This window comes from Candidatus Nitronauta litoralis (assembly GCA_015698285.1).
Lineage (GTDB): Bacteria > Nitrospinota > Nitrospinia > Nitrospinales > Nitrospinaceae > Nitronauta > Nitronauta litoralis.
In genome coordinates, this window is sequence record CP048685.1 from 1,237,433 (window position 1) to 1,250,481 (window position 13,049).

Consider the following 13,049-nt stretch of genomic DNA (forward strand, 5'->3'; position numbering starts at 1 on the left):
ATAAAAACGGGGAAACCGGACAGGGTACGATTGGGACTACCGGGCCTTCATCTTCTCCCGGGTCTCGCGGAGTTTTTCTTTCAGCTTGGAGGGGTCGGGAACCTCACCGGTTGGATCATCAAGTTTTTTCATCGTCAGGGCAAGGCTGGTTTTCCAGGCTTCATGGGCTTCACTGAATTTTTTCATTGAAAATAAAACATCGCCCAGATGGTCATATAAAACGGGATCGGGAGACACATAAATCATGGCCTTCTTTATTTTTTCCAAAGCGGCATTGTAGTCGCCCTTTTTAAAATATATCCAGCCCAGGCTGTCCAGGAAATATCCGTTGCGCGGCTGAATACTGAGGGCTTTGTCCAGGTGCTTGATAGCACGGTCGAGATGCAATCCCTGCATGGCAAAAAGATAACCGATAAAGTTATGCGCATTGGAGTGATTCGGGTTGAGTGCGATCACCCGTTCCATGGCCTCTACCGCCCGCTGGAAATCACCTTTCCGTTCATACAAGGCGCCGAGTTCAAAAAAGTAGGCATCTTTTTGATCGTCCAGCTCAATGGCTTTCTGGATGGTGTTGATGGCCTGATCGTACTGGGAAAGAGCCATGTGGGCGAGTGCCAGCGAGTGGTACAGTCGGTCGTTGCGCGGCTCGTGCTTGAGGGCCGATTCCAGAAGGCCCACAGATTTATCCATCTGCTGATCCATGCCATACAGGCGCGCCAGATTCAGGAGGAGGTCGACACGGTTCTGATCTTCAGCTCCACGACGATAGGCTTCCACTTCAATAATGGCCTGATCGACCCGCCCCAGAATTTCATAAATTTTCGAAACGATGAGTCTTATTTCCAGGTCGTTTTCATTAGCCAGCACCAGACGGAATTCATCAATCGATTCGAGATAAGCGGCCTGTTCGTAGTAAACAGCACCCAGAAGAGCGTGTATGGGAATCTCCTTAATCTCCAGCGGATCCAGCGTCTTGTTTTCCATCGCGTTTGAATCCACGACCAACGCTTCTATCTCTTCATAACGTTTCTTGATTTCGGGGTTGGGCAGGGTTTTCTTGAGTATCTTGTATTGCTCCAGGGCTCTTGCGTAATGGCCTTGCTGTTCCATGACACGGGCCAGATACTTCCTGGCTTCGAACAGGCTGGGCCTGAGGTTGAGAGCGTTGTTCAATTCTTTTTCCGCTTCCCCGAATTGCCGATCCCCCGCCAGAGCACGTCCCAGATAAAAGAATCCCAAGGGGTTGTGTGTATCCGCAACCGTCATGGCGCGATAAGCCTCTATGGCTTCCTGCGGGCGTTTCATCTTTTCGAACAGATCACCCATCATCAGTTTTGACCGGGCATTTTTTGGATCCTGATCAAAGATTTTTCCATACTGGTTGAGAGCTTCCTGGTGTCGTCCCTGGGCCGCGAGGACATCTGCAAGAACCATTCTGATATTGTCGTTTTTCGGAAAGCGCTCCAAAGCCTTCGTAGCATACAGGCGGGCGTCTTCAAGCCGACCAGTGCGCAGGGAAAGGCGGACCAGCCGTTGTGCAAATTCTTCTCGCTCCGGCTCGTATTTGACCAGCTCCGCAAAGTGGTCGCGGGACTTATCAAACCGCGCTTCCCGGAAATTTTGCAGCCCCATTAAATAATGGTAATAAACCCGCGGATCGTGAAGGTCGGCTTCCGGGTTTTTCTCCTTTAACTTGCGAATTTTTTCAACCGCGTAAGATTGGCCGATATTGATTTCAGGTTGAAGCACAGCTTTGGAGCTGGTGCCTTCGGTGCCGCCACTAGTGCTGGTTTCCCCTTGTGTGGCTGGCATGCTGGTGCAGTTTGCCAATAAAACGACCAGAGCCAAAAGGCTTGCACTGTGCTTGATGTGCCGCCCGATCCGGGCCAATGTTTCCTTGAGATGAGAATCCTGAATCATATCCAACCCTTCAATGTCCCGACCATCCGGATTAACGGTTTGCGGCCCGGAGTTTTTAATTTTCGTTTTCGTTATTTTAGCAGGCAACGCTTTAGGTTTGAAATTGGTATTTTCGCGATACCGGATACGGGTGAACCGGTCTTTGCCAAACGACCTGTTCAAAGTGACAAGCAGTCTCGGCTCCAGGGATTTCAGGGCAGGAATCCAACTCTCCCCAGCCACTTCAACATAAAGAGTTTTTTCGGTAAGACGCTCCACCCGCGCGATTGCCGAAAGGTCCTGACCGACAGCCAATTCCCATTGTAACGCAATCCATGACAACTCATCATCCCGAAGATTGGGAATCTTATCGGTTGCTGAGACTAAAACCTTCCCCAACGGGCTCCAGGAACGCATTTATTGACCACCGAACTCGATCGTTTAAAAAAGCCTGAAAATAGGGCTATATGGTTCAAAAACCGGGGAAGGGCCCCGGGGAACCATCCCAGGCTATGCCCCTTATATCGTATACCCGAAAACCGTTTGACCCTTATGGTTATTTTAGAGTATGTTTACGGTCATCACCAAACTTTTCCTGGGTATTTGCACATTCTCCTGTTCCGGGCGGTCAACCGGGTTCCATTGACAGCCTGTAGGAAAAGTTGTTTTTCCGGAATCCACTGAACATAAATTTGACAGCAGGTCGTGTCGTCGAACACATCCTTTATTGAGAATCATGCCCGTAGCCAAGAAGAAAGCAAAAAAGATAGTCAAAGAAAAGCCGTCACAGGCCGAAATGGTGCCGCCGGAGGTCAGGTTGCTGGAGTATGAGGAGAGGATTCATCAGCTCGAGACCTGTTACCGCATTACCGGCCTGCTCAATTCCGAATTGAACCAGACCATCCTGCTGGACACGATCATGAAAATCGCCAAAAAGGTGATGCGGGCCGATGCTTCCAGTCTGCTCCTCATCGACGAGGAACACGGCGATCTGGTGTTCCAGGTCGCGCTCAGCCGGGTCGGCGAAGCCATCAAAGGTCTCACGCGGATCAAGCTCGGTCAGGGCATTGCGGGCACCGTTGCCAAGACCGGTCGGCCCATGGTCATCAAGGATGCCTACAAAAGCAAAAAGTTCGATTCCTCTTACGACAAGAAAACGGGATTCAAAACCGGGTCCATCCTGTGTGCTCCGCTGAAAGCGAAAGACAAGATCATCGGCGTGTGCCAGGTGATCCATAAACAGGGCAAAGGCAAGGTGTTCACCCGCAAAGACCTCGCGCTGTTCAAACTGGTATGCGACAGCGCGGCCCTCGCTATCCAGAACGCGCGCATGCATCACATCCTCATGGAAAAACAGCGGCTGGAAAAGGACATGGAGTTCGCCCAGTCGGTGCAGGAAAGTTTTCTGCCACAAAATTTTCCCGAGCATCCCGATTTCCAGTTTTGCGCAAACTCGATTCCGGCAAAAAATGTGGGCGGCGATTACTACGATTTCATCAAGCTCAGTCCCTCTACCCTCGGAATTTTGTTGGGAGACGTTTCCGGCAAAGGAGTCCCCGCCGCGTTGCAGATGGCACGGTTGATGAGCGACTTCCGTTATGTGTCGACCAAAAACTCCGAGCCAAAAGATGTTTTAAAAGAAGTGAACAATATCTTTTTCGAACGGTCCTATCGAGGCATGTTCACCACCGTTATTTATATTGTGCTCGATTTAAAAAACAAACGGATGCACATAGGAAATGCCGGACACCTGCCCATGCTGTTACAGAAAAAGGGCGGCAAGGTGGAAGAGATCGCGCCCGCGACTGGCACGCCACTGGGCATGCTGCCGCACACACACTATCAACAGGTGGAGAAAGAACTGGAACCGGGCGATCGCGTTGTGTTGATTTCAGACGGGGTGACGGAAACCAAAAGCATGAATGATGAACTGTTCGGCGAGAAACGCCTTATTAAATTTCTGGAAAAGGAAAAAGGCGAACCGGCTGTGCTGCTACAGCAACTGGAAAAAAAGCTGAACGAATTTTCTACCGACGCCCCACAGTTCGACGATAAAACCACCGTCTCCTTCCAACTCATGCGCTAGCCACCTTGCGGTGGGGCGACTAAAAAACTCCCGAATAGTAAGCCATAATAACCAAAGCGAGAATCAAGATTACAAAAGCCACCCATGGGTTTAGTTGATCCTCCCTCTTTTTATAAAATAGCTCATCGTCGACTATCCTAAAATAATATAAAGCGCAAATTGTCACCACGGGTATTAACCCTAAAAACATCCCGACAAAAACCTGCGCCTTAATTGGAAAACTATAAAAATAATTCCTTATTTCCGGGAATCCACCTTCGTTGAAAAGTAGGATAAAAAAAGCGATCAAAACAATAATGAAAACTAGATTTTGGGCCCAGCGCGGGTTTTTGAGTTTTTGTGACTTGTTGCACATCAGGGTTTCTTCTTCGTTTGATCGGTTCGGAGGTTGGCATAAGCTGGCGGCTCATACTTGTTCTCTTTATAGACCAGGAACCACAGATAAGGTTCTACCAGTAAACCAATCAGGCCAATTCCTCCAGCAATGCTCCAGCTAAAGCCCTCTATGTAATCGGACACACCCAGCAAAATAAAGACCACAAAGGCCACCGGCAACCCAAATAAAAGTATTCGAACCGTATCAATCCACCATCCTTGAAAAGATCAGAACATAGACCGGAACCAGGCAGATAAGCCTGATCCAATTTCCCTTTGGGGCGTTTGATTGATTAATCTCCACCGAGCCAATAGCTTTGAAAATTAACTTTAGAAGATTTACCTGTTGGTGGCCCGCCACCCCCACTCAGCAACAGGAACAGGACAGACAGGATAAAACCTAAATAGGTGGCAAGTTTTTCAATCCGAGAAAAGATGACTACCTCAAAAGAAATCAACAAAATCGCGATAAAACTTGCAGCTAGAATTATCTGAGCTAATTTTTTTAGGAAATTCATTGGCAGCTCATAAAAAAAATCTTTATCGATTGTTTCTTCTAACAGTCTTTATCGTCCAACTTAGAATCACCGAGGCTGGGAAGTTTGGCCCTTTGCCCTAGATGCTGTTCGAGAACTTTGACCACTTCTTCGTTACCATCTTTTCGCGCATCCATTAGCGGCGTCGTCCCGCAGTCGGAGATAACATTCACGTCAGCGCCATGGCGAATCAACACCCGCATCACTTCAGGATCCTGATTCGAGACTGCAAAATGCGCTGGAGTGTAGTTTCCCGCACTTATTCTGGTTGCATCCGCTCCCTTTTTTATCAGCGCCTCAATGGTAGCGGCATCAAAGTGTAAACAAGCGAAAAAGAAAGGGGAAATTTCCGAGTCAGTTCGAAACGGCTGATTAATATCCAGCCCATAGTCCATCAACTTTAAAATCGCGTCGCGATTGTAATCCGGCGCCTCGGCATGCAGGATCGCTGGATACAGCAGGTTTTCATTTCGGGGTGGAATCAGAACATGAGGCCCACCTGCCAGTTCTATAAACCGGTCAAAATGTTTTGGGTCGGCAATTCCATACTCTATTGGGGTCTGTTTTCGAGTGTCACCATATACTTGCAGCACATCAGCCCCTGCATCCAATAGCAAATCCACCATCTCATTATTTTTTAATAACAAAGCAATGCTTAAAGGAGACTCCTTCATATAAAAATTTGTATGATCAGGATTTGCACCCAGGGCCAGCGCAAATTTAGCTCCCGCCATGCACAAATTGTTGGAAATTTCTTCACCTAAAAACTTGGCCTTTGGACACATGGAAAAAATACTGAGAATGGTATCCTTGTTTGGTCCCCATGCGGTAGCCAGTGGAAAACTTAATAAAATTGCAACAACACTGACCAGAATCCCAAGGGGAAAATTTTTTAGAGACTCTTTCCAGGCATTACCAGCGCCTTTATATAAAACAAAAAATGTACGGTTGCGGATGAACCAAATGGTAATCACGATTACAAAAATAAATAGTCCAGCAGCTATGGCAAAAAACCAATAGGGTAGATTGGATTTTTCCATCCATTCATACTTCTGAAATGTTTGGTAAAAACTTCCAAACATAGAAAAGCTAGTAATCAGTTCCCAGGAAAGCACACTAACGAACAAAAACCCCATCAAATCCCGTGTTTTCCAGTTACGCTGCAATCGAACCCCGCAATGGTCGCACGCGGGTTTCCTCTGAAAATATTTCTTAAAAGAAAATTCAAAATCAGCAAAGCACTCAGGACATTGCATATCATTTCACCGGAAAACGAAAAAATAGGATTACCTATTCTAACACTCCGCCTCACTCAAAACGTCCGAATCTGATCCCATCCCTTAAAAAAACCTTCCAATAGCTAACGGACATTTAAGTTTTTTAAATTTCCTTTTAAAATCCATAACTATTTAATATAATGTAATTTATACAAATTTTAAACGGACATTATTCCGGACATGGAAGCGGACAAAATTACCAAAAATGATAGAGGGGAGTCCCTTGGGTTAATGGAACCTATGGTTCTCCCTCAGGATTCCAGCCACCGCTCTGGCCTGATGGATATCGCCCTGGATTTGGCCGCTAAGTCTTCCGGGTTCCGTCGCAGTCTGGCCCCCGGTATCTATCAAGCCCTCGCCCCGTTGGTCCGTACCATGAACTGTTATTACAGCAATCTGATTGAGGACCACAACACACATCCTGTTGATATTGAGAGGTCCATGAAAAATGATTTCAGCGAGGAACCCAAAAAAAGAAATCTGCAGATGGAAGCCCGAGCCCATGTCCTTTGCCAGGAATGGGTCGATGAAGGAGGTCTTCAAGATCGTTTCTACACGGTGGAGGGTTTGCGGGAAATTCATCGCCTGTTTTGCGAAAACCTTCCGGACGACCTCCTCTGGGTAGAAGATAACGAAAGTGAACAAAAAGTCCGTGTCGTTCCCGGAGCTTTGCGGACCCGGGATGTCCGGGTGGGAAACCACCTTGCGGTAAGTCCGGGAGCCTTGCCCCGTTTCCTGAAAAGATTTGAAACGGTTTATGGCAGCCTGGGTAAATCAGAAATGATTCTGGCCACTGCCGCGGCTCATCACCGACTATTGTGGATTCACCCGTTCATAGATGGCAATGGCAGGGTGGCACGAATCATGTCCCATGCCATCCTGCTCGATACCCTGGACACAGGTGGGGTGTGGTCTGTAGCGCGGGGCCTGGCAAGAAGTGTAGACCAATACAAAAACCTGCTGCAACAATCCGACCTCCCACGTCGAAATGATTTGGATGGTCGGGGCAGTTTAAGCGAGGAGGGGCTGGCTGAATTTACACGGTATTTTCTTGAAGTCTGTCGAGACCAGGTAGTTTTCATGGAAAGCCTGGTGCAACCTGAGCGATTACGCACCCGCATATTGATTTGGGCAGAAGAAGAAATACGAATGAAAGCATTACCCGAAAAGGCAGGGAAAATACTGGAGGCTGTTCTTTTCCGGGGTGAGTTACCACGTGGAGATATTCCTCAAATTGTGGGTGCGGTAGACCGACACGCGCGCAGAATCACCTCTGCTTTAATAAAGGCGGGAGTATTAACCTCCGACAACCAACGCGCTCCACTGCGTCTTGCTTTTCCCGCCAAACTCGCCGACCGTTGGTTGCCCAACCTTTTTCCTGAAAAGCCGGATTAAATTTTATTTAGATCGTCCGCCGCGCCATTCTAAGGTAATTACGTATTTAGTTTCTTCCCCAGTTTCATTTCGACGGCAGCCATTTTGGAGTCGAGCCTTCCGCTTTTGCCTTTGCGGTAGTCGATCTTGATCGAGCAGGTGATGCGGTTGCAGTCGGAGCTCATCTTCTCGTAGCACTGTTTGATGACACCCATCACCTCGTCCCATTCACCTTCCAGGCAGGTGCCCATCGGCCCCAGTTTATAGGACACACCACTGTTGGAAATGATATCGAGCGACCGGCTGACGTAATCGCTGACGCTTTCGCCTTTATCCATAGGCGACATGCTGAATTGAAGTAAAACCATGGTGATTGTCTCCTTCTTAATATTGTTTCCCGGATGACCGGGTTTTTAATTAATGTTGTTAGATTTATTTTAAAGGAAAAAGCGAATCCAGCCCCTTCAGAAAAGGAGGATTATTAAACCAAAAGCCAAGGCGAGATTCTTCACTCCGCAAAGCTTCGTTCAGAATGACACACGGAGCTTTTTCAGTTTTAAAACCGCTGTTTAAAAATACCTGTTCTAACTAACCAAACAATAACGGCCTGTCATTCTGAACCGCAGGCGAAGAATCTCGCCTTGGCTTTTGATTTTAGAGTTATGCAAAGGTCTCCTGCGAAGGGGGCTGGGGGGATTTCTTCTTCAATCTTTTTTTAATGTTTCATTTGACTTTTAAGCTGAATTCCTGCGCCTAAAACCCCCCACCTTCGCTTCCCCCTTCCCTTCGACCCAGCTCAGAACGGGCTCAGAAGGGGGAATACCTGATAACTTCAAAACCCTTATCTTTATCCCGCCAAACCTCACTCAACAAAACTGAAATCGGCCCTTTTAGTAATTTCTGCTTGCTATTTGGCCCAAAATACGGAGAATATCCGGATTCCCTTCGAAGTTCCATGAATTTCGAGATTCTAAGCAAAGGCGGTATCGTGCGTTGGCCGATATTGATAAGTTTCGCGAGCAGATCGATAAGATAGACGATAAGTTTCTGGAAATGCTCAATCGCCGGGCTAAACTGGCGATAAAAATCGGAAAAGAAAAATCCAAGCTGAACAAGGCGAATCACTTTCACGTCCCGCACCGGGAGCGCGAAATATTTGAACGGCTGAAGTCCCAGAATTCGGGACCATTCCCCAACAAAGCCGTCGAATCCGTCTTCCGCGAAATCATTTCCGCCACTCTCGCACTCGAAAAACCCCTCAACATTGCGTTCCTGGGTCCGGAGACCACATTCTCCCATCAGGCGGCTGTGCGTAAGTTTGGCCATGCGGCGGAGTTTCGTCCGGCCAACAACATCTCGCACATTTTCAGCATGGTGGAAAAAGGACACGCCGATTATGGCGTGGTGCCCATCGAAAACTCCATTGAAGGGGTGGTCAACCTCACTCTCGATTCGTTTGTCGATTCACCGCTGGTGATCTGCGACGAAATACGCCTCGGCATTTCACACTGCCTGCTGTCGCAAACGGGCGACCCCAAACAAATTAAAGAAATCCACAGTCACCCGCAGGCGCTGGCGCAGTGCCGCAACTGGCTGTCCGAAAATTATCCAACCGCAGAATTGATCCCGACTTCCAGCACCGCCACCGCTGCAAGCCTTGCCGCGAGGAACAAACGCATCGGCGCAGTCGCCAGCAAACTCGCTGTGGAATCGTTCGACCTGAAAATCATTGCGCAAAAAATTGAGGACGAAGCCCGCAACACAACACGCTTTCTGATCATCGGCAAGGACATGGCAAAGAAAGCGAAAGACAACAAAACATCCATGATGTTTTCGATCAAGGACGAAGCGGGTTCCCTGTTGAAAATCCTGCAACTGTTTGCGCGGCACGATATCAACCTGACCAAAATCCAGTCTCGGCCCTTACGCAACCGGCCCTGGGAATACCTGTTTTTTGTCGACTTTCAGGGACATATTGAGGATGCCCGAATTAAAAAGGTGGTCGACACGTTAAGAAAACGCAGCCTGTTTCTGCGCGTCATGGGGTCTTACCCTCGGAAGGATCCGTAACCATGGCCTCGTTTGAACGAATGGCCATCATCGGGGTCGGTCTGCTGGGTGGGTCACTTGCACTTGCCGCCCGCGAACGCAAACTGATCAACACCATCACCGGTTTCGGCCGCAATCAGGACACACTGAAACGGGCGCAGGAAAAGGGCGTGATCGATGACTGGTCCGCAGATTTAAGGGAAGCAGTCAAAGATTGCGATCTCGTGGTCCTGTGTTCACCGGTCGGCACCTTCATGCCGCGCCTCAAGGAAATGAAGTCCGCTTTGAAACCCGGCAGCATCGTCACCGATGTCGGCTCGGTCAAAGGCGACCTGGTCAGTCAGATAGAAAATGAAATGCCGGAAGGCGCCACCTTCGTTGGTGCGCACCCGATCGCCGGTAGTGAAAAGTCCGGACTCGATGCGGCTTTTAAGGAACTGTTCGAAGGAGCGCGTTGCATCGTGACCCCGACAGACAAGACACCCATTGAAGCTCAGGACCGTATGGTCAAATTCTGGGACGCCTTGGGGATGGAAGTCATCTGTATGGATCCGGACGAGCACGACCGGGTTCTTGGCGCGGTCAGCCACCTGCCCCACGTGGTGGCTTTTGCTTTGATGAACGCAGTGGCCAAGGTGACCACAAAAAATTACGACGACGTGCTTTGTTTCTCCGGCGGCGGATTGCGCGATATCACCCGCATCGCCTCAAGCGACCCTGTCATGTGGCGTGACATTTCGATATCCAATCGAAAACAGGTGCTGACATTGATCGACGAGTTTCAAGTACAAATGGATGCATTAAAAAATATGATCGACCGCAAAGAAGCCGTGCGTTTAGAGGAAGCGTTCGCAGCCGCCAACAAAAACCGAATAAAACTTGCGAAGGTTGACGAATGATCATCGCAATCGACGGCCCGGCGGGCAGCGGTAAAAGTACGGTAGCGAGGCGCATCGCGCAGTTGTTGAACTTCAGTTATATCGAAACCGGCTCCATGTATCGAGCTGTGGCCTGGAAAGCCAAACAACTGGGGATCGATGCCAACGACAAGGACCGTGTTGCCGCGGTGGCAATGAATCTGGAAATAAACTTTGAGCCGACACCTGAAGGACAACGCCTGCTTGCCGACGGAGAAGATTTAACAGGAAAGTTACAGAACGAGATCATCGGAAAACTCGCTGCAGCCGTGGCGGCCAATCCGGCAGTGCGCAACGTACTGGTTCCAAAACAGCAGGCCATGGGACGTGCTTCTGATTCCGTGATGGACGGACGCGACATCGGCACGGTGGTGTTTCCTGAAGCGGAGAAAAAGTTTTTTCTCGACGCGGACGTTAAAGAACGGGCAAGACGGCGCTTTGAAGAAATACGCGACAAGCATCCGGGACTCACGGTTGATGACGTGGTCTCGCAGGTACAGCAGCGCGACCACGAAGACCGTACGCGAGAGGTTTCACCTCTGTTGCAGGCGAAAGACGCGGTCGCCGTCGACACCACCGGCAAAACCGTCGACCAGGTGGTCGAAGAAATGATGCGCCACATTCAACCGGTGACGAATACTTAATCGTGACTTTTTAAAATTTGAAATTTTCAGTTTTTACTTTTTTACATATTTAAAACTTTGATTTGAAACATTTAATTCAGGAGGTAACACAACGTGGTTGAGGAAACATTGGACGATTGGGATGAACTAGAGGAATTAAGTGAGGAAGACAAGGCCCATCGGGCCGAGATGGAGGCCTATTTTGAGGGCAGCCTCAAACAGTTCCGTGAAGGTGAGATCATTCAGGGCAAAGTGCTTAACATCAATAAGGGACTGGTAACGGTCGATATCGGGTTCAAATCAGAAGGCGTGATCAACCTGAACGAATTCCCCGCAACAGAAAAAGAAGGCCTCGAAACTGGTTCTGAAGTCGAAGTGTTCCTGGAACGGGTCGAGGATCAGGATGGGATCGTGGTCCTGTCGAAAGAAAAAGCCAACAAGATCAAAATCTGGGAAAAACTGGTCACGGCTTTCGAAGCCGAAGAAACCATCGAAGGTATGGTGGTGGCCAAGGCCAAAGGCGGCCTGACGGTCGATATCGGACTCAAGGCATTCCTGCCTGGTTCACAGATCGACCTGCGACCGGTTCGCAACCTGGAAAAACTGCTGGGCGACAAGTTCCACATGCGCATCATCAAGATGAACAAGAAGCGCGGCAACATCGTCCTGTCCCGCCGCATCCTGCTGGAAGAAGAACGGGCCGCTGCTCGCGAAGGCACCCTCAAGCAGATGGAGGAAGGCAACATCGTCGAGGGTATCGTCAAGAACATCACCGACTACGGTGTGTTCATCGACCTCGGTGGTATCGACGGCCTGCTACACATCACCGACATGTCCTGGGGCCGGGTCAACCATCCGTCCGAGATGTTTTCCATCGGCGACAAGGTCAAAGTCATGGTCCTCAAATACGACCGTGAAAAAGAACGCGTTTCTCTTGGACTCAAACAGATCACTCCGGATCCGTGGGTGGATGTCGATCAGAAATACCCGGTGGGTACCCGCATCAAGGGCCGCGTGGTCAGCATCACCGACTACGGTGCGTTTGTTGAGTTGGAGAAAGGCATCGAGGGTCTCGTGCACGTTTCCGAAATGTCCTGGAGCCGTCATGTGAAACACCCCAGTAAAATGGTGGCCATCAGCGATGAAGTCGAAGCGGTTGTGCTCACTCTCGATAAAGAGAAGAAGCGTATTTCACTCGGCATGAAACAGATCGAGCCAAATCCATGGGACAACATTGACGAGAAATATCCGATTGGTTCCTCGGTGGAAGGTACCGTACGCAACCTCACCGACTTCGGTGCATTTGTAGAACTCGAAGACGGCGTGGACGGCCTGATCCACATTTCTGATTTATCGTGGAACAAAAAGATCAAGCATCCATCTGAAGTCGTTAAGAAAAAAGACGCCGTGAAAGCGGTGGTGTTGAACATCGACAAGGAAAACTGCCGGATCAGCCTCGGAATCAAGCAACTGCAGGACGACCCGTGGGACAATGTTCCGGAGCGCTTCCCGATCGGAACTGAAGTAGAAGGCACCATCATCAAGGTGACCGGGTTTGGCGCGTTTGCTGAGTTCGACGACGGTCTCGAAGGGTTGATCCACGTTTCTCAACTGAGTTCCGAGAAGGTCAGCCATCCCGAGAAAGTGGTCAAGATCGGCGACAAGGTAAAAACCAAAGTCATCAAGGTAGACCCGGCGACCAAGAAGATTGGTCTTTCGGTCAAAGCCTATGATGAAAACCTGGACGCTTCTGAGATCGTGGTCGAGGATGTACCCGAGATCGAGGATGAGTCCGAAGAGTAGGCAGCATGTTTTCGTCGCGGCCCTCCCCTGTTAAGGGGAGGGCGTGGGAAGGGTTATCCATAAAACAGGAAGAATAAAGCGAGCCTGACACAATAAAACTTACAGGTGGC

At 49.3% G+C, this 13,049-nt stretch carries 11 protein-coding genes; 6 read left to right on the forward strand and 5 right to left on the reverse strand.

What is annotated here, in order from left to right; genetic code table 11:
- Positions 1-36: 36 nt before the first annotated feature.
- Positions 37-2,316 carry a DUF721 domain-containing protein gene (locus tag G3M70_05540; GenBank protein ID QPJ61378.1) on the reverse strand — a complete coding sequence of 760 codons (2,280 nt, stop codon included), beginning with the start codon at positions 2,314-2,316 and terminating at the stop codon, positions 37-39.
- 319 nt (positions 2,317-2,635) lie between these two features.
- Between G3M70_05540 and G3M70_05545 the strand changes: the two genes are divergently transcribed.
- The gene (locus tag G3M70_05545) at positions 2,636-3,985 is read left to right on the forward strand and encodes a SpoIIE family protein phosphatase (protein ID QPJ61379.1); all 1,350 of its coding nucleotides are present in this window, start codon (positions 2,636-2,638) and stop codon (positions 3,983-3,985) included.
- A 354-nt stretch (positions 3,986-4,339) separates the two neighbouring features.
- Here the strand turns inward: G3M70_05545 and G3M70_05550 are convergent, their stop codons facing one another.
- The 3 genes from G3M70_05550 to G3M70_05560 form a co-directional block, all read right to left on the reverse strand.
- On the reverse strand, positions 4,340-4,534 hold the full coding sequence (locus G3M70_05550; GenBank protein ID QPJ61380.1) for a hypothetical protein: 195 nt from the start codon (positions 4,532-4,534) through the stop codon (positions 4,340-4,342).
- A 119-nt stretch (positions 4,535-4,653) separates the two neighbouring features.
- Positions 4,654-4,878: a hypothetical protein gene (locus G3M70_05555; protein QPJ61381.1), complete on the reverse strand. Its 225-nt coding sequence runs from the start codon at positions 4,876-4,878 to the stop codon at positions 4,654-4,656.
- 38 nt (positions 4,879-4,916) lie between these two features.
- The gene (locus tag G3M70_05560) at positions 4,917-5,936 is read right to left on the reverse strand and encodes an ankyrin repeat domain-containing protein (protein ID QPJ61382.1); all 1,020 of its coding nucleotides are present in this window, start codon (positions 5,934-5,936) and stop codon (positions 4,917-4,919) included.
- 468 nt (positions 5,937-6,404) lie between these two features.
- On the opposite strand from G3M70_05560, the gene G3M70_05565 reads away from it, so the two are divergent.
- Positions 6,405-7,568 carry a Fic family protein gene (locus tag G3M70_05565; protein ID QPJ61383.1) on the forward strand — a complete coding sequence of 388 codons (1,164 nt, stop codon included), beginning with the start codon at positions 6,405-6,407 and terminating at the stop codon, positions 7,566-7,568.
- Between the two features lie 38 nt (positions 7,569-7,606).
- On the opposite strand, the gene G3M70_05570 is transcribed toward G3M70_05565, so the two are convergent.
- A complete protein-coding gene (locus G3M70_05570; protein ID QPJ61384.1) occupies positions 7,607-7,915 on the reverse strand; it encodes an MTH1187 family thiamine-binding protein in 309 nt (102 codons plus the stop codon).
- A 625-nt stretch (positions 7,916-8,540) separates the two neighbouring features.
- On the opposite strand from G3M70_05570, the gene pheA reads away from it, so the two are divergent.
- The 4 genes from pheA (at position 8,541) to G3M70_05590 (ending at position 12,939) form a co-directional block, all read left to right on the forward strand.
- Entirely contained in the window at positions 8,541-9,617 is a 1,077-nt protein-coding gene (pheA, locus tag G3M70_05575; protein QPJ61385.1) for a prephenate dehydratase, read from the forward strand.
- A gap of 20 nt (positions 9,618-9,637) precedes the next feature.
- The gene (locus G3M70_05580) at positions 9,638-10,495 is read left to right on the forward strand and encodes a prephenate dehydrogenase/arogenate dehydrogenase family protein (protein ID QPJ63722.1); all 858 of its coding nucleotides are present in this window, start codon (positions 9,638-9,640) and stop codon (positions 10,493-10,495) included.
- A complete protein-coding gene (locus tag G3M70_05585; protein QPJ61386.1) occupies positions 10,492-11,157 on the forward strand; it encodes a (d)CMP kinase in 666 nt (221 codons plus the stop codon). Before G3M70_05580 ends, G3M70_05585 begins: the two co-directional genes overlap by 4 nt.
- A gap of 108 nt (positions 11,158-11,265) precedes the next feature.
- Entirely contained in the window at positions 11,266-12,939 is a 1,674-nt protein-coding gene (locus G3M70_05590; GenBank protein ID QPJ63723.1) for a 30S ribosomal protein S1, read from the forward strand.
- Positions 12,940-13,049 lie beyond the last annotated feature (110 nt).

What these genes read in the sequence shown, in the direction of transcription:
- G3M70_05580 (QPJ63722.1), top strand. Translation starts at nt 9,638, where the DNA reads ATGGCCATCATCGGGGTCGGTCTGCTGGGTGGGTCACTTGCACTTGCC.
- G3M70_05540 (QPJ61378.1), bottom strand. Translation starts at nt 2,316, where the DNA reads ATGCGTTCCTGGAGCCCGTTGGGGAAGGTTTTAGTCTCAGCAACCGAT.
- G3M70_05555 (QPJ61381.1), bottom strand. Translation starts at nt 4,878, where the DNA reads ATGAATTTCCTAAAAAAATTAGCTCAGATAATTCTAGCTGCAAGTTTT.
- G3M70_05545 (QPJ61379.1), top strand. Translation starts at nt 2,636, where the DNA reads ATGCCCGTAGCCAAGAAGAAAGCAAAAAAGATAGTCAAAGAAAAGCCG.
- G3M70_05585 (QPJ61386.1), top strand. Translation starts at nt 10,492, where the DNA reads ATGATCATCGCAATCGACGGCCCGGCGGGCAGCGGTAAAAGTACGGTA.
- G3M70_05565 (QPJ61383.1), top strand. Translation starts at nt 6,405, where the DNA reads ATGGAACCTATGGTTCTCCCTCAGGATTCCAGCCACCGCTCTGGCCTG.
- G3M70_05560 (QPJ61382.1), bottom strand. Translation starts at nt 5,936, where the DNA reads ATGGAAAAATCCAATCTACCCTATTGGTTTTTTGCCATAGCTGCTGGA.
- G3M70_05570 (QPJ61384.1), bottom strand. Translation starts at nt 7,915, where the DNA reads ATGGTTTTACTTCAATTCAGCATGTCGCCTATGGATAAAGGCGAAAGC.